This is a genomic window from Pseudomonas sp. H1_F01, from assembly GCF_054681425.1.
Map to the genome: position 1 here is coordinate 3,826,246 of NZ_CP162823.1, position 16,302 is coordinate 3,842,547.

At 57.9% G+C, this 16,302-nt stretch carries 16 protein-coding genes; 6 read left to right on the forward strand and 10 right to left on the reverse strand.

Annotated elements, in window-relative coordinates:
- Nucleotides 1–122: 122 nt before the first annotated feature.
- Complete coding sequence (locus tag AB4O09_RS17450; RefSeq protein WP_460107260.1) at nt 123–1,826, forward strand: S8/S53 family peptidase; 1,704 nt, start codon at nt 123–125, stop codon at nt 1,824–1,826.
- 15 nt (nt 1,827–1,841) lie between these two features.
- Here AB4O09_RS17450 and AB4O09_RS17455 read toward each other — a convergent pair whose 3' ends face one another.
- From AB4O09_RS17455 to AB4O09_RS17465, 3 genes are all read right to left on the reverse strand, one after another.
- Nucleotides 1,842–2,555 (reverse strand): class I SAM-dependent methyltransferase, encoded by a 714-nt coding sequence (locus AB4O09_RS17455; protein WP_460069180.1) that lies wholly within the window; start codon nt 2,553–2,555, stop codon nt 1,842–1,844.
- Between the two features lie 111 nt (nt 2,556–2,666).
- The gene (locus tag AB4O09_RS17460) at nt 2,667–3,203 is read right to left on the reverse strand and encodes a dihydrofolate reductase family protein (protein ID WP_027912264.1); all 537 of its coding nucleotides are present in this window, start codon (nt 3,201–3,203) and stop codon (nt 2,667–2,669) included.
- Nucleotides 3,204–3,325: 122 nt separating this feature from the next.
- Nucleotides 3,326–3,964 (reverse strand): hydrolase, encoded by a 639-nt coding sequence (locus tag AB4O09_RS17465; protein ID WP_003201256.1) that lies wholly within the window; start codon nt 3,962–3,964, stop codon nt 3,326–3,328.
- Nucleotides 3,965–4,127: 163 nt separating this feature from the next.
- Between AB4O09_RS17465 and AB4O09_RS17470 the strand changes: the two genes are divergently transcribed.
- Nucleotides 4,128–5,024, forward strand: coding sequence for a LysR family transcriptional regulator (locus AB4O09_RS17470; RefSeq protein WP_003201254.1), 897 nt, complete (start codon nt 4,128–4,130; stop codon nt 5,022–5,024).
- A 185-nt stretch (nt 5,025–5,209) separates the two neighbouring features.
- Here the strand turns inward: AB4O09_RS17470 and AB4O09_RS17475 are convergent, their stop codons facing one another.
- The 3 genes from AB4O09_RS17475 to AB4O09_RS17485 form a co-directional block, all read right to left on the reverse strand.
- Nucleotides 5,210–5,671: a GNAT family N-acetyltransferase gene (locus AB4O09_RS17475; RefSeq protein ID WP_013693185.1), complete on the reverse strand. Its 462-nt coding sequence runs from the start codon at nt 5,669–5,671 to the stop codon at nt 5,210–5,212.
- Between the two features lie 267 nt (nt 5,672–5,938).
- Nucleotides 5,939–7,267 (reverse strand): type VI secretion system tip protein TssI/VgrG, encoded by a 1,329-nt coding sequence (gene tssI / locus AB4O09_RS17480; RefSeq protein ID WP_003201251.1) that lies wholly within the window; start codon nt 7,265–7,267, stop codon nt 5,939–5,941.
- Nucleotides 7,268–7,419: 152 nt separating this feature from the next.
- The gene (locus AB4O09_RS17485) at nt 7,420–8,523 is read right to left on the reverse strand and encodes a polyamine ABC transporter substrate-binding protein (RefSeq protein WP_013693184.1); all 1,104 of its coding nucleotides are present in this window, start codon (nt 8,521–8,523) and stop codon (nt 7,420–7,422) included.
- A gap of 138 nt (nt 8,524–8,661) precedes the next feature.
- Here AB4O09_RS17485 and AB4O09_RS17490 point away from each other — a divergent pair, with 138 nt between their 5' ends.
- Nucleotides 8,662–9,453, forward strand: coding sequence for a response regulator transcription factor (locus tag AB4O09_RS17490; RefSeq protein WP_431093312.1), 792 nt, complete (start codon nt 8,662–8,664; stop codon nt 9,451–9,453).
- A 28-nt stretch (nt 9,454–9,481) separates the two neighbouring features.
- On the opposite strand, the gene argC is transcribed toward AB4O09_RS17490, so the two are convergent.
- On the reverse strand, nt 9,482–10,411 hold the full coding sequence (argC, locus tag AB4O09_RS17495; RefSeq protein ID WP_431093313.1) for an N-acetyl-gamma-glutamyl-phosphate reductase: 930 nt from the start codon (nt 10,409–10,411) through the stop codon (nt 9,482–9,484).
- A gap of 113 nt (nt 10,412–10,524) precedes the next feature.
- Here argC and AB4O09_RS17500 point away from each other — a divergent pair, with 113 nt between their 5' ends.
- Nucleotides 10,525–11,409, forward strand: a complete 885-nt coding sequence (locus AB4O09_RS17500) for a LysR family transcriptional regulator (RefSeq protein ID WP_028237056.1) — start codon at nt 10,525–10,527, stop codon at nt 11,407–11,409.
- Nucleotides 11,410–11,524: 115 nt separating this feature from the next.
- Nucleotides 11,525–12,484, forward strand: coding sequence for a hypothetical protein (locus tag AB4O09_RS17505; protein ID WP_431093387.1), 960 nt, complete (start codon nt 11,525–11,527; stop codon nt 12,482–12,484).
- 26 nt (nt 12,485–12,510) lie between these two features.
- Here AB4O09_RS17505 and AB4O09_RS17510 read toward each other — a convergent pair whose 3' ends face one another.
- From AB4O09_RS17510 to AB4O09_RS17520, 3 genes are all read right to left on the reverse strand, one after another.
- Nucleotides 12,511–12,816, reverse strand: a complete 306-nt coding sequence (locus AB4O09_RS17510; RefSeq protein WP_431093314.1) for an antibiotic biosynthesis monooxygenase family protein — start codon at nt 12,814–12,816, stop codon at nt 12,511–12,513.
- Nucleotides 12,817–12,857: 41 nt separating this feature from the next.
- Nucleotides 12,858–13,832, reverse strand: a complete 975-nt coding sequence (locus tag AB4O09_RS17515; protein ID WP_460107263.1) for a zinc-dependent alcohol dehydrogenase family protein — start codon at nt 13,830–13,832, stop codon at nt 12,858–12,860.
- 62 nt (nt 13,833–13,894) lie between these two features.
- Nucleotides 13,895–14,197: an ArsR/SmtB family transcription factor gene (locus AB4O09_RS17520; protein ID WP_046062264.1), complete on the reverse strand. Its 303-nt coding sequence runs from the start codon at nt 14,195–14,197 to the stop codon at nt 13,895–13,897.
- Nucleotides 14,198–14,368: 171 nt separating this feature from the next.
- Between AB4O09_RS17520 and AB4O09_RS17525 the strand changes: the two genes are divergently transcribed.
- A complete protein-coding gene (locus AB4O09_RS17525) occupies nt 14,369–16,228 on the forward strand; it encodes an ABC transporter ATP-binding protein (RefSeq protein ID WP_039011776.1) in 1,860 nt (619 codons plus the stop codon).
- The last annotated feature ends 74 nt before the right edge of the window (nt 16,229–16,302 follow it).

Here is a 16,302-nt window from a genome sequence, read left to right on the forward strand (position 1 = left end):
AGTCGGAGCAACAGGCCCCTCGGCAAAGAAACCTGGCTCATGCCCCTACGATCCGCTGCCCTCGCTACGTTGTTCTCTTTGTCTGCCTGCGCAGCTGCCGCAGTGCCTGCGCAGCTGCCGCAGTGCCTGAACCGCTGCGCCTGGAAAGCCTGAAACGCTGCGGCGACCTGCTACAAAGCCAGCAGCAGGACTGGTGCCTGACCGTACGCGGACTGGGCAACGCAACGCCGCAACTGAAACTGGGCGCAAAGATGATACCCACAGACAAGGTCCAGCGCGAAGGAGAAAGCCTGCGCTTGCGCCTGGACAGCGCCGACTACCAGAGCGGCCCGCTCTGGCTGCAGGACGGCCCACGCGCCAGCAATGCCGCCTGGCTGACCTTGCGCAACAGTCACGTACTGGCCGCCGGAACGGACGAAGTAGCGAAGAACATGGATGGCCTGACCACCTATGTCGACCTGGTCAGCGTGCTGATCGAAGAAGACCGTGATGGCCGCCAGGAAGCCGAGCGCCTGGCCCACAAGTACGGGGCAACGGTGGTCGGCAGCATCGCGCCGCTGAACCTGTACCAACTTCACCTGCCGGCCAAGGACTTGGTGCAGCGCGACGCCCTGGTGCTGCGCCTGGGCAGCGAGACCAGCGTGGACGCCGTGGTCATCGAAGAATCCTCGGCCGAAGAAACCGAGCAAGCCGCAGTCCATCCTGAAGAACCGAAGAAGCCAGCCCTGGACTCCGACGAGTGGGCCGCGAATCGTTTTCTCGACGCGGTGAATTATTACCAACGACGCATCCCCGGACGACAGCCGCCCATCCAGCCGCAACCGGTGCGCATCGGCCTGATCGAGCGTGATGTGGATTTCGACACGACGGACTTTGCAGACTACCTTGGCGCCTGCTCACCACCACGCACCTGCGTCTACGCCCGCGATGCAGACAAACCGGACAACCACGGCACAACCGTCGCCGGCATTCTCGCAGCACGCTGGGACGACAGCGGCAACACTGGTTTTCTCCGCGGGCTGGACAAAACCAGCGGTGGCTTCGAGGTCATCGTCGAACGTAATTCCGATGCCGGGATCACCGCCAACATCGCTGCCTCGGTCAACCTCGTGGAGGACGGTGTACGCGTACTCAATTGGAGCTGGGGCATCCACCGCGTCGGCGCGAAAGACATCAAAGGCGATGACGTCGACTCGCTGCTGCGCTCGGGCATCGCCATGGGCGGGTACGAGGAGTTGCTGGAGGAGTTTTTCCTCTGGCTGCGCAAGGAACATCCCGACGTCATCGTGGTGAACTCCGCCGGCAATGGCGCTTCGTTCTCGGGCAGCGATGAATACCGCCTGCCCTCCTCCTTCATCACCGAGCAATTGCTGGTGGTCGGCGGGCACCAGCGCAGCGAGCACACCGGCGTCGCCGTCGACGACCCGGCCTACGCGGTCAAACGCAGCTCCTCGAACATCGACATGCGCGTCGACATCACCGCCGCCGCATGCGCACATGCCTCGACGACCAACGCAGGCCAGCAAGGCGCAGTGCATTGCGGCACGTCCTACGCCACGCCCATGGTCGCGGGGCTGCTGGCGGCAATGCTGTCCATCAACCCGCAACTGCAACCCGAGCAACTGCGCATGCTGCTACGCCGCAGCGCCATGACCATCGGCGACAATCACGACTTCGAACAGATGGACGCCGAAGACCTCACCGCCCCCATTCTGCCGTCGGAGCGCCGCTACCAACTCAACGACAAAGACGTCGGCCGCTCGGCGCGGCTGGACATGCAAAAGGCCCTGGACCTGGCCGCACAAAGCCGCGACCGCGTGCGTTGAAAGTCAAGGTCACGTCTAACTCAAGACGATGTCTGCCTTGCGCGGGCAAAACCACCCATGCATCAGCCCCGCCTGGAAGAACTGTACCGGAGCCTCGAACCCAGCGCTCTCGATGAGACCGGCGACCTGCTGTGTCGGCAGGATAGCCACGTCTCGAGCGTAGGCGGCACGAGCTATCACCAGCATTTCCGGCTGTACGCCTGCAGAGGACATCAGCGTCATCCAGTTGCGCAGTAGCGCCTCATAGGCAGGTGATTCGGTATCAGCGGCGAGGTCGGCGTTTGCCAGTATTCCACCCGGCTTAAGCCGGCGGGCGATCTCGTGGAAGAAAGTTATACGGGCTTGTGGCTCGAGCAAAAACTGAGACACCAGAAAACAGGTAGCGCCGTCGTGGTCAGGCTCGGCAGGCAGCGCGTCAAGGTAACCATGGTGAAAGCTGCAACGCGAAAGGAAGCCTTCTTGTACCGCTTTCTGTCGGCAGATATCGAGCATGGCGTCCGAGGGATCAACGGCGGTGAAATGCCAGCCGGGGTTCTGCTTGGCCAGGTGGGTCAGTTCCGCCCCAGTGCCCACACCGACACAGAGTATCCGGGCATTCTCCGGTAAGTCAGCGAACACCGCGTCGAGCAGGGTGTACAGGGCGTCACGAATGGGCGCCATTCCCGCCCACTGCTTATCGTAGCTGGCGGCCTGCTGATCGAATAAGGCCTTGAGTTCTTCATTGCGCATGGAGAGCACCTTCCTTTGCGTCGTGACGGGATGAAGCCGCGATGGATGTGGCTACGCTTTCAGTATCCCATGGCTGTCAAGCCCCACCGGTTGTGTGGCATGAATCGCCAGTCATAGGACCAGTCGGTAGGTGGACTGCACCAGCCCCGAAGGAAAGCTGCGGCTGGATACCAGTTTCAAATCCACATCCCGCTCAAGCCCGCCAAACAACGGCCGCCCCGAGCCGATCAATACAGGAACGGTGGTGATCACCATATCGGTGACCAACCCATCGCGCAGGAACGACTGCACCACCCGCCCACCATCCACATAGACGCGCTGCACGCCTTGACTCTCCAGCTCAGCCATCAAATCCTTGGGGGCCAGATCGGAGAAACGCAGCTTGCCCTTCAACGCCTCGGGCACTGGCGAATCGGCTAGCTGTTCGGACAGCACTATCACGGGCCGGTCGTAGAACCAGGTGTCGAAGGTCCGCACCTTTTCATAGCTCCCGCGCCCCATCACGATCACCTCCTTGTCGGCGATGAAGGCTGAATAGCCGTGGTCTTCGGATGGGTCGTCACGTTGTAGAAGCCAGTCGATGTCACCGTCGGGGCGAGCGATGAAGCCATCCAGGCTGGTGGCGATGAAGACGTGGGCGGTGGGCATTTTTGAGGGTTCCTTGTTGTTTTACTTGAGCACCAATGCAAGACCATCAACGCCGATTATGGAAATGAAAGTAGCGGCCGCATTCGCGAACGCCACTTTCATCACGTATCAGTCAGGCGTTCTTAGCGCGTGCCTCCATGGGCCTTTTCGGCGTTGAAACCATCGAAGTTATCGAAGACACCCATGAAGCCGGGAACGGTCAACGCTCGCGCCCAGTCGCGCTGGAGTTCGCAGTACATCTGCACGCGGCTGATGAGCTTCGCGCCCGCCTGTTCCATTCGGCGCAACGCCGCCTCGTGCGCGGCCAGTGACGTGCCGCCGACCGCATCGACCGGCACATAGACTTCATAACCTTCCTGAATCGCGTCGAGTACCGGGAACGTCAGGCATGCTTCGGTCCAGAGCGCAGTCATGATGAGCTTCCTGCGGCCGATCGCTTTGACCGCCTGCTTGAACTCTGTGTCTTCCCAGCTGTTGATCGAGGTGCGGTCATAGGTTGGCAGATGGCCGAGCACGTCCTGCAGCTCCTGGATCGGTGGTTTGTTGCGGCCGGTCGCGACGTTGACGGTCGAGTGAATAATCGGAAGATTATAATTGACCGCCGCCTTGGCGACGCTCGTTATGTTGAAGACGAGCTCGTCACGGGACATCGAGCGAATCGAGGAGACCTGGATCGGCTGGTAGTCGATGATGATCAATGCCGAGTTCTCGGGGGACAGGAGTTGGTCGGTCTGCGGGTTGCGGATATTCTCGCTTGCCATTGGCAAATCCTTTTATGGGTAATCCACGCTTGTGGGAGAAATGATTTTCCGGGAGACATGCACCAGCGGCGACGTTGCCCGGAAGCAGCATTGTGCTGTTCCCCTATTCGGTGCAGTAGTAGCATTGCGAGGCGAGCTGTGTCGCAAAATGGGGAACGCTGGAATGGACATTGAAGAGCTGCAGACCTTCGTCGAAGTGGCTGATGCGGGGGGCATTTCACCTGCCGCGCTTCGGCTTGGCGTGTCCAAATCGATCGTCAGTCGCAGGCTCGTTCGGCTTGAAACGGAACTTGGCGTCCAGTTGCTTGCACGATCCACACGCGGGGCGGCTCTCACAGAAGCCGGGGCTACGTTCCGCGACTACGCCGCCAGAGTCTGCGCCGAGATCGACATAGCCAAGGAAACGATCCTGCCCGCCGGAGCCCTTCGTGGCCGTTTGCGAGTCGCCGTACCACTCTCTTTCGGCCCGACGCATTTCGCGCCCGTGCTCGCGGAAATGGCACGACGCCACCCCCAGCTTCATATCCAGACCTGCTACAGCGATCGTTTCGTTGACCTCATCACGGAGGGTTACGATTGTGCGATACGGGTTGGCTACCTTCAGGACTCCAACTTGATCGCAAGGCGCATCGGCCCGATCTATGGGAAGCTCCTCGCCAGTCCGGACTACATCAAGGCGCACGGATCACCTGAGACGCCGGAGGAGATTGTCGCCCATCAGGCCCTGATGCAGAGCACCGAAGCCTGGCAATTCATGGATGGGGACAAGATCATCACGGTTCGTCCGCAGGGCCGCTTCAAAGCCGACAACGGCATCGCGTTAGTCGCTGCGGCAACAGCAGGCCTTGGGATCGCTTACCTGCCCGATTGCCTCACCTTTGAACATGTGGCCTCGGGGGCACTGGTGCCGATCATGACGCGTCATCCACCGCCCCCGGCAGGTGCCTATGTCATTCGCCCGTCAGGCCAGCATCCCGCACGCAAGATACGGGTCCTCACCGAACTCCTGATCGAGTACTTCGGCGACTCTCCACACCTTGCGGCGCTGCCGCCGGTCTGAGGCATGACAGCGACCACAATGCTCGTCGTGACTCGACTCATCGAACAACCCGGTTCGTTGCATCAATGAGGTCTGCCTAGGCTCCGGCAGCGAGGGCGCTGAAGCGGGCATCCATGGCAATCGCGGCAGGCAGAAATCGGCCATGTGCAATCAGTGGTTACCACGACTTTGAGCTTGAAAAAGTGTCAACCCAAACGTTTTTCAAAGTAGACACGATCAAATCCATCCTCCGAGCGCCGCTGGACTTCGACGTAACCAAGTCGAGGATAAATTGACAGATTGTCGGTCATCTTCACATTCGTATAGAGACAAACACTACCAAAGCCCAAGCGCGTCGCCTGCGCCTCGCAAAATTGAATGAGTGCTTTGCCGATCCCTTTCCCACGACCTTCTTTGGACACGGCTACATTTTCGAGAAACATCTGCTGACCCACAGGAAAGAAGACGATGAAGCCTCGCAATTCGTCTTGTTCTCCGATTGAAAGGTGCACAAAACCGGCTGCAATCTGAGCACCGAAATCCGCTAACATCGGTGCAGGCTTTCGTCCTATTACCGAAACATACGGGGCATACGCTTGCTCGGCACAAGCACGCACTGCTACTTCATCGTCTGCAACTGCTTGGCGGATCATTTGTATTTCGCCCATGGTAAATCCTGACGAATGTCTGTGTGATGTCCGCTCGGGAAGACAGTAAAGGCACCCGACCGACGCTGCGATATGATCGTTTGTGGTCGCAGATTAACCCGCGCGGACCGCTCTGCGGTATAGGCAACCTCTTTGATGTGCGCCTATAGAGTGATCCGTAGCGAAGGCAGTTCGTAAGGTCACCAAAGTCGATTGCAGTCACTTGTGACTGGCAGCAATCGGCCAAAAACTGGCGCTCAGCAACATCAATGTAAGGGTCTGTCCCCCTTAGCGACAACACAGACAACCGCTGACCACCGGCTGATCAGGGTCATTCTCAAGAAATGTAACCACGACTTCCATGCCCGTCCGAGGCGGCCCCATCTCACAACTCCAATCGGCGGTTCCCTTCAGCCAACAATGACTCTTGTCGTCAAATCTATCTTCGCGGTCCCAGGGGAACTTGACCTTGATCCGCCCGAAGCGCCGATCGCTCTGGATCCCCTCGCCTTCCAAAGCGACGACTACAGCGGTCTGGAGGCTTGGTACCTGAGGCTTCTTGTGAGCCAACGGCGGACGATAGGAAACATTCCACGGAAGAACGACAAAGCGGTTGCGGTAACCCTGATGAAAGTCATCGTCGTTCCCAGTGTTGTCACTGGCGACGTCCTCACCCAACACCTGTGGTTGCCGACCTTCGTGGATGACCTGGGTCAGTAGCCATAGAGTGTTCCACTCTTGGCGCGGATGGCCTGAGATTTCCAGCACGTGGCCGCTGACTAACCGAGTCTGGTCACTTTGCCCCTCGGCTTGTCGATAGGCCACATGGCGGCGCTCCATAGTCCGAAGGCGTATCTGCTTGCCGTGCTCATGACCGGTGAAACGCTCCGGTCTGTCATCTTTCTCATTGTCCAGATATTGCTCGAAATCATGATTGCGCTGCGAGATACGACTGGTGAGCTGTCCCAGACGCAGGTTGATGCGTTTGATCAATGGCTCGTTGGCCACCCTATCGCTCTCATGCCCATAAGCAGTGGGTTGGCCAATATTGGGAAAAACCGCCTGATCATCGCCAAAGACCAGCACGTGGCCATGAGCGCTGTGCTGGAAGTGAAAGTGGATACCCTCTTCTTCGCACAAGCGCTGAATGAAGTGCAAATCCGTTTCGTCGTACTGGGTACAGTAGTCACGCTCGGGGTAGGTCGCCCCCAGATGAAACCGATAGGCGTCGCCCAGAATGCCGTGCTCTTCCAGTACCAAGGCGACGATTTTCGGCACCGAGAACTGTTGATAGATCCTCTGGCTGATGCGATGGCGCAAGTAGGACAGGTGCGGTACGAGGGCCAGCCTGTAGCGCGTCAAACGCTCACCGTTACTGCTTTGAGCGATGTGGTAGACCCGTCCATGAATGCCGTTGCCCTTCGCGTCGAAGGTCAGAAAAGCCTCTACGTCGAAGAGGTTTTCGAGATCCAGGTCAGGCCGCTCGCTAACAAATTCCACGTTGAAGAGGTAAGGCCTGCTGATCGCCTCTTCTCCAGTGAATGCGAGCACTTGAAAATCGTGCTCAAAACCGTCGATGGTCAAACTGAAGTGCGTTTGATTGGCTGGGCTGAACATCCGCTGTTCTCTTCTTACATAAGGCGGCGCAATGGACCGGAAGACCCTGAGTAATACTGGGTTGATGGATTAACAGGTACTCACCCACCCGCCCAGCATCCCTGTATATCGGCGTTTGCGTCTTACTTTCCAGACATGCAAATCAAGTCAGATCAGACACCACTCTTCACTTTGGTCCAGATCCGCGTGCGGATCCGCTCCAACTTCAATGGCAGTGGCTCAAGCGGAATAAGTGTTGCGACCGTTTTTTTGTCTGGATAAATCCAAGGATTGTCTCGCAGCTTCTGCTCGACAAACTCGGTGGCATCTTTATTGGCGTTTGGGTATAGCGTGTGGTTTGAGGTCTTGGCGATAATTTCTGGTCGCATCATATAATTAATGAACGCCATGCCTTCTTTGGGATGGGGAGCATCTTTCAGTAAAACCAGATTCTCCGACCAGGACAGCGCTCCTTCGCGAGGCAGGCTGTAGGCGATCTTGCGCCCTGTGTTGGTCTTCTCGTTGATGGCCTGTGCCGCAAGGGCACCATTGGCCCATCCCACAACTGCACAAATATTGCCGTCAGCCAGGTCGGCGTCGATTCTGGATGAGTCGAAATAGAGGACATAAGGACGGATTTTCAACAGCAAAGCCTGAGCTTTCTGGTAATCCTCCGGGTTCTTGCTGTTGCTAGGGAGTCCAAGGTAATTCAAGGCAATGGAAATGATCTCACTTGGAGAGTCAAGCATTGCCACACCACATGACTGGAGCTTGCTAATGTTTTCTTCTTTGAAGATCAGGTCCCAACTATTCACCGGAGCACTATCACCCAATGCCACCCTGACTTTGTCAACGTCATAACCAATGCCGGTAGTGCCCCATAGATAAGGTACGGCGTAGCGGTTACCAGGGTCATTGACCGCGAGCTGTGCCAAGAGCTCAGGATCGATATGTGAAAAGTTACTCAGTTGACTACGATCCAACGGCTGAAGGACTCCCGCCTGGATCAGGCTGGGCAACACATTGGAGGTCGCCACAACCACGTCATAACCGGTGCGCCCAGCCATGACCTTGCTCTGCATGATTTCGGCGCTGTCGAACGCATCCATATGCACGCTCGTGCCAGTTTCCTGTTCAAACTCTTTTGGCGTCTCCGGCGCAAGCAACCCGAACCAGTTATACAGATACATCCCGGGCTCTACAGCCGCTACTGATGTGCTTATCCCTGCACAGAGAAGCGAGGCGGAAAAAATGGTTCGCAAATGTGACTTTCTCATGCAACATCCTTGTCAAGACGATATGCCCTCATGGCCATCGTTAACCCTGGCAGCGAATATACCGGGTGTTACCGAATAGTAAATACCTACGAATACTTACCTTTGACCTGCGAATCCCTAACCCTAAAGGGGTAGAAAATGCCGTTTGACCTCCACAGCCTGGCTTGGCATCGATCGATTGGGAAGCTGATCATGCAGCTGAACCGTCCAGATTTCTGGAGTTCACTTGTTCGCACATTAAATGAATATGTACAGATCGATAATTGGGTTGTATTGATTTTCAGCAATCAACACGTGCAGGTCGTTAGCCTTCCTGAGATAGCAGACGCGGAAGAAGTCGACGCGTTCATTCATCGCTATGTGAAGGGTCTTTACTTGCTGGATCCGTTCTATATAGCCAATCGGGAAAATCCACAGAGTGGTTTCTTCCACCTATTGGATATTGCACCGGCATACTTTCTTGAAACCGAGTACTACCACAAGTATTTTGCACAATACATCTCCATGGATGAGGCACAGTACAATGTCCAGCTCGACCCCGACAGAACGTTGTGCATTTCCATCGGCAGCAAAGTTCGCTTTAGCCAAGAACAAATAACCATGCTTGACATCATCAAACCGTGGGTGACTGCATTAATGCATCAGCGCATGGGTTTTGAAGTTGACGTAGAGAAAACCCTGACTGAACCGCCTCTGTGGCCGGAAACGGTCAATCAACTTGGCACCCAAATAACAGCACGCGAGAGTGATGTACTCCGTTTATTGCTCAGCGGCTTCTCCAATAAAGAGATAGCCGGAAAGCTGTCCCTCTCGGCGGAGACCATAAAAGTTCACCGCCGCAACATTTACGCAAAATTAAATATTAAGTCACAATCTGAGCTCTTTGCTCGATTCTTCATGCCCAAACAGAATATTCCCACTACCCATTGAAGTCAGGGCAGCGAGCTGATTTGCGCGGTCATGCGCCTGCAAGCATCAAGTCCAGATTCTGCACCGCCGCGCCAGCGGCGCCCTTCCCAAGATTGTCAAACACCGCAGCCAGCAAAACCTGCCCGGTCTCATCATTCTCAAACACCGACAAGCGCAAATCATCGGTTCCGTTAAGCGCTTGAGGATCAAGGGACGTCAACTCCTTGGATTCCTGCATCGACATCACCTGTACATGGCGCGCATCGGCGTAGTGCTGCATCAAACACCCATGTAACTGCACCGCGCTCACGCCTGGCGCCAGCAATCGGGTTTGCAAGGGAATGGTCAGCACGATCCCCTGCCGAAAAGCGCCATAGGCCGGCACGAACATCGGCCGCTCCGTCAGCCCGCTTTGCTGCTGAATCTCCGGAATATGCTTGTGTGCCAGCCCCAGCCCATAGACCTGAAACGCCGACGCCTGTGCTGCGCCTGCGCCCTCATGCTCTTGCACGCCAACGCGTCCTTTTCCGGAATAACCCGACACGGCATGAATGTTCAGCGGGTAATCCCTGGGCACTAATCCGGCCTCCAGCAATGGACGCAGCAACCCGATCGCCCCCGTTGGGTAGCAACCGGGATTGCTGACCCGGCGCGCAGCGGCGATGCGTTGGGCCTGTTGCGGGTTCATCTCTGCGAATCCATAGGTCCAGTCTGGATGGGTGCGGTGCGCCGAGCTCGCATCGATCACCCGAACGGCGGAGTTTTCGATGGTCGCTACCGCGTCGCGTGCGGCTTGGTCGGGCAAGCAGAGAATCGCGATGTCGCAGTGGTTGATGGCTTCGGCGCGACGTTGCGGATCCTTGCGATGTTCAGGGCTGAGGGTGAAAAGCCGCAGATCGCTGCGCTCGCGCAGACGTTGATGGATTTGCAGCCCGGTGGTGCCTTGGTCGCCATCGATGAATACAAGGGGACTTGTCATGGAATGCTCTCGGACATTGGAAATCAGGAGCCCAATCTTCAGCGAGGCTCTAAGATAGGAAAAGTTGAATTTATAAACGATGAAATTCAGTTTTTCTGAACAAGGAATCCCTCATGCGCGAAATCAGCCTCGACCGTCTGCGCACCTTGGTAGCGATTGCCGACCTGGGGTCGTTTGCCGAGGCCGCCCGTGTGCTGCACCTTGCGCCACCCACCGTCAGTCTGCATATCGCCGACCTGGAGGCGCGCGTGGGCGGCAAGCTGTTGTCGCGCACCCGCGGGCGCGTTCAGCCTTCAGCGATAGGGAACACATTGGTGGAACGCGCGCGGCGCCTATTGGCGGACGCAGAGCAGGCGCTTGAAGACGTTGAACGTCAGGTTCAAGGGTTGGCCGGGCGTGTGCGGTTAGGCGCCTCCACGGGGGCCATCGCACAGTTGCTGCCGCATGCGTTGGAGACGTTGAGCCAACGTCACCCCGCTATCGATGTACAAGTCGCGGTGCTCACCTCCCAGGAAACCTTGAAGAAACTTGCCGAGGGCGCTTTGGAGGTTGGTTTGGTCGCGCTGCCGCAGCCGCCGGTGAAGGGCTTGCGGATCGAGCCGTGGCGACGGGATCCGGTCATGGCGTTCCTGCCGGCTCGCTGGGAGTCCCCGGAGGTTGTGACCCCCGCTTGGCTGGCCGCTCAGCCGTTGATTTTGAATGACGCCACCACGCGTCTTTCGCGCTTGACGGCGGAGTGGTTCGCCAGCGATGGGCAGCAGCCAGCGCCGCGCATCCAACTGAACTACAACGACGCGATCAAAAGCCTGGTGGCGGCAGGATATGGTGCGACGTTGTTGCCCCATGAGGCGGCCACGCCATTGCTCGATAACAGGATCGTCATGCGGCCACTAAAGCCCTTATTGTGGCGTCAACTGGGTATCGCCCACCGCAGTCAGGACATCGAACGGCCTACGCAACATGTGCTGGATGTGTTGTGGGAGTTGAGTGCGGAGTGATTATGTCTGGGCATGAGGTATTCTGCGCGGCGTGAAACACGATCCAGGCCTGCGACGTGCAACCGATTGTCACGTCCCCTTGATCGATCTAAAAGCGGCGCACCAGGAGGTCTGCATGTTGTTTGGACATCGCTTCGAGCGCACCGCCCAGGATGACCTGCACATCCACTCGCGCAACCGGGTGCAGAGCGCCTTCGTGCTGCTGACAGGCGCGCTTGCCTTCATCTTGCCGGTGGCGTTCGCCGTATTTGTGATCGCTGATGGGGGCACGCCGCTGATTGACGTCGATCCACTGTCCTCACTGCTGATCGTGCTCGGGTTGCTGTTGATTCCCGCACTCGGCCTACTCCTGATGGTGTACACCGGCATCCGCGAGACTTTGCAGTTATCGCGATGCGACGGTGAAGGCAAGCGCCGCACCCGAAACTTTTTTGGGCGCCGCGAGCGTGTGCATTCGGTGTTCAGAATCGATACCCCCAAATGCCTCGAGCTTCGCCGCCGCCAAGATGCCGAACCGGCCTACACCCAACTGTGGCTGGTGATGCGCGATGGCAGCGAGCACCGCCTGACGACCGACAACGTTCCGGTGGTGCCAGGAAGTCAACGCACCGACTTGTGGTTGCGTGAGCTGGCCGACTACCTGAACGTGGCAGTGCCCACCGAAGTCGTGGTGGGCTCGGCGGCGGGTGTGAAGAAGGCAACCTACAGGCCTGCTCCAGCCCCAACCAGCGGTACAGCGGTGAGGGAAGCCAGGCAGCGCAAAGCCAAGGGGCTCACGCCTTCCCATGAGGTCACCGAAAAACTCGGCACGCCCGCACGCGCCCTGCTCCTTCTAATGGGTGTTTTCCTGGCACTATTGGAGCTGAGTCGCGTCATCGCATTGGTGCCCGCCCTGTTTGCCGGGCGGCTGCGTGTCGGCGGTCGAACGGGCACGACAACCTTCTACTGGGCCGAGCAACCGCTCACCTTCTCATTCAACATGCTGGTGGGCATGGCCGAGGTGTTGATCATCGGATTCATCGCCTGGGGTTGTCTGCGCATGGCGATCCGGGGCCGGATGAGTTCCAATCCCTGAAGGTGGTCAATTCGACCAACGCTCGGTCAGAACGGTGAGCAGGAAGCTGTCCCGTCAATATGGTAGACCCTCGGTTCTTCCGAAAAATAGTCCTCCAAGCCCATCATGAACATCCGATGGTCTTCACTCTCTTCGAAACCCGGCGTGTGATCCTCGATCGATTGCCATCGCACGATCAGGTTGAATTGTTGGGGGGACTCAATCCCTTGCGCTAGCAGGTGACCGCAGTAACCCTTTGCGCGGGTGAGCAAAGGAGCGACCTCGGCAAATGCACGCCTGAACATTTCAATGCGTTCTTTGTGAATGGGGAGCAGAGCGACCTCATAAATCATGGCGTTCCTCGAGCATGACTTGAACGGTTAACAGTACGCACTTACGCGATGAGCGATGGCTCGACTGCGATCGCGATTTTTCCTTGAACGCCGTTGTTGGGACTCTCCAGCCGGGCATGGGCAAGTGCAATGTCGGCAAGCGAATAGACAGCGCCAACATGTGGCCGCAGCTGACCTCGCGCGACCAATGCGCTCAACTCATCGAGCTTGCCGCGGTTCTGCCTTGTGAAAACGAAGTGATAACTCGCGTTCTTGCCCCAGGCCTGAACAACGTTTTGTGGCTGTGCAATGTCCACGATCGTGACAACGCGGCCAAGCTGTGCCAGCGCGTCGGGGCTGCGCGACAAGGTATTGCCGCCGATGGTGTCGAACACAACATCAACTCCGCGGCCACCCGTTTCCCGCATGATGGCGTCGACGTAATCCTCTTTTTCGTAATGGATGACCACATCGGCCCCCAGACTCCGTGCGAACTCAGCGTTTGCCTCGCGCACGGTCGTGAACACCCGTGCCCCCATGGCTTTTGCCATCTGGATCGCCACATGACCGACGCCTCCCGCGCCGCCGTGGATCAGAATGCTTTCCCCCACTCTGAGCGCCGCACGCACGATCAGCGCTTCCCATACCGTCCCGCCAACCAAACTCAGACTTGCCGCCTCCAGATGGCTTAGCGAGGGTGGCTTCTTCCCGATGATGGTTTCAGCAGCAACGTGGTACTCGGCATAACTGCCTGGCCCGTCAAATATTTGCGGGGTGTACCAGACTTCGTCTCCTGGAGCGAAGGCTGTCACGCCTGGCCCAACTTCTTCGACGACACCCGATACATCGTGTCCGGTAATGGCCGGCAGTTGCACCAGGTCGGGATAATCGCCGCGTCGAACCTGGTAATCCAACGGATTGATGGAGGTTGCGTGTACCCGGACCAGGACTTGCCCCGTGTGCGGCACAGGCTTGGGCACATCGCAGAGTTCGAACGATCCCGACCCGCCGAATGATTTAAGTACCATTGCTTTCATCGTAAAATCCTCGAATCTACAAAAAGGAATATCGAGATATCTCGATATACTACGGTAAAAAATTACAGCTCTTTCCCTATGACCTCGGCAAGCGCCCTGATGGTTGCTTCATTGCGCTTGTAGTAGGTCCACTGACCGATGCGCCGGACTTCGACCAAGCCCACTCGTTGCAGCGTTGCAAGGTAACCAGACACCGTTGACTGCGACAGTCCGATACCTTCTTGAATACTGCTGACGCAGACACCCACCGTGAGAACGTCACCTTCATCCTGTGGAGGGAAGTTCTTGGCGGGATCCTTCAAGCCTTTCAAGATTTGCAGGCGTGTAGGGTTTGAGAGTGCTTTGAATATTTCGATCAATTCCATGCCTCGAGAATATCGAGATTTTTCGATATGTCAATACGTAGCTTAGCTCCCCTCCCGGCAACCCAATATCTTGAGCAGCATGCCAATAGAACCATACTCACCACTCCACAGAACCCTCAAAGCCACCTTTAAATGGCAGAATCTCCTTAATTGATCGTTCTGGAGACCACCATGCTTCGCGTGTTTGAACAAAGACTCGACCCCTTCCCACCCGACGAGGTACCGCCGCCCCCCGAAGGCCTGGCCCGGTTTCTGTGGGCCTGCACACGGGGCGCCCGCGGCTATATCCTTGCGTTTGCGCTGCTCAGCGCCGGTGTGTCGATCTACGAAGCCTGGCTGTTTTCCTTCCTCGGTCAGGTCGTGGACCTGCTCTCGACCTGGCAAGCCGGTGGTGAGGCGGCGGCGCAGGAAAGTCGCGTGCTATGGGGCATGGGCATCGTCATGGTGGCGAGCATCGGGCTGGTGGCATTGCGGACCATGGTGCAGCACCAGGTATTGGCGATCAATCTGCCGTTGCGGCTGCGTTGGGACTTTCACCGCCTGATGCTGCGCCAAAGCCTGTCGTTTTTTTCCGATGAGTTCTCCGGCCGGGTCACCACCAAGGTGATGCAGACTGCGCTGGCCGTGCGCGACGTGCTGTTCACTCTGATCGAGATCGCACCCGGCATCGGCGTGTATTTCATTGCGATCATCGCATTGGCCGGCGGCTTCGCCCTGAAACTGATGCTGCCGTTCCTTGCCTGGATCGTGTTGTTCGGGCTGGCCATGCTCTACTTCGTGCCCCGCTTGGGGAAAGTCGGGCAGGAACAGGCCCATGCGCGCTCCTCGATGACCGGACGGATCTCAGACGCCTACACCAACATCACCACCGTGAAGCTGTTCTCCCATTCCAACCGTGAAGCGCACTTCGCGCGCGCGGCCATGGAGGACTTCAAGCAGACCGGCTTTCGCCAGATGCGCCTGGTCAGCCAATTCGAAATCGTCAACCAAGCGTTGGTGGTGGGGTTGATCATGGCTGCAGGCGGTTATGCACTGTGGCTGTGGCACCAGGGTGACGTCGGCGCCGGTGCCGTGGCGGCGATTACCGCCATGGCGTTGCGTATCAACGGCATGTCGCATTGGATCATGTGGCAAATGACCTCGCTGTTCGAGAGCATCGGCACCTTGCAGGACGGCATGGCCACCCTGACCCGCGGCCCCAAGGTGCAGGATGCGCCGGACGCCGCGGTGCTGGCGACCACTGGCGGAGCGGTCACCTTCGACAAGGTGAGCTTCAACTACAACGGTGAACGCCAGGTGCTCGATGGCTTGAGCCTGAACATTCGCCCGGGCGAGAAAATCGGCCTGGTAGGCCGCTCCGGCGCGGGCAAATCCACGCTCATCAACTTGCTGCTGCGTTTCTATGATGTCGACAGCGGACAGATTCGCATTGACGGGCAAGACATTGCCCACGTGACGCAGGACAGCCTGCGCAGCGCCATCGGCATGGTCACCCAGGATACCTCCCTGCTGCACCGCTCCATTCGCGACAACATCGCCTATGGCCGACCCGATGCCAGCGACGCACAAATCCGCCGAGCCGCGGCCAATGCCCAGGCCGATGAGTTCATCAGCCAACTGAGCGACCGCCAGGGTCATAGCGGCTACGACACCTTGGTGGGCGAGCGCGGCATCAAGCTGTCGGGCGGTCAGCGCCAGCGCATCGCGATTGCTCGTGTGATGCTCAAGAACGCCCCGATCCTGCTCCTCGACGAGGCGACCAGCGCCCTGGATTCGGAAGTCGAAGTGGCCATCCAGGAAAGCCTCGATGAAATGATGCAGGGCAAGACCGTCATCGCCATCGCCCACCGGCTGTCCACGATTGCGGCAATGGATCGACTGATTGTCATGGATGATGGACGCATCATTGAACAGGGCACCCATGCTGAATTGCTCGCCAAGAACGGTATTTATGCGCGGCTGTGGCACCATCAGAGTGGTGGGTTCCTGGGTGAGGATCGGGGGGTGACGGAGGACATGGATCAGGTATGAGCGCTGAGCGCTTGGGGATGATCTGCAAGCGGGTGTTTTGGGTCGGAAGCTGCCCTGCTTCCGACCCGATTTAT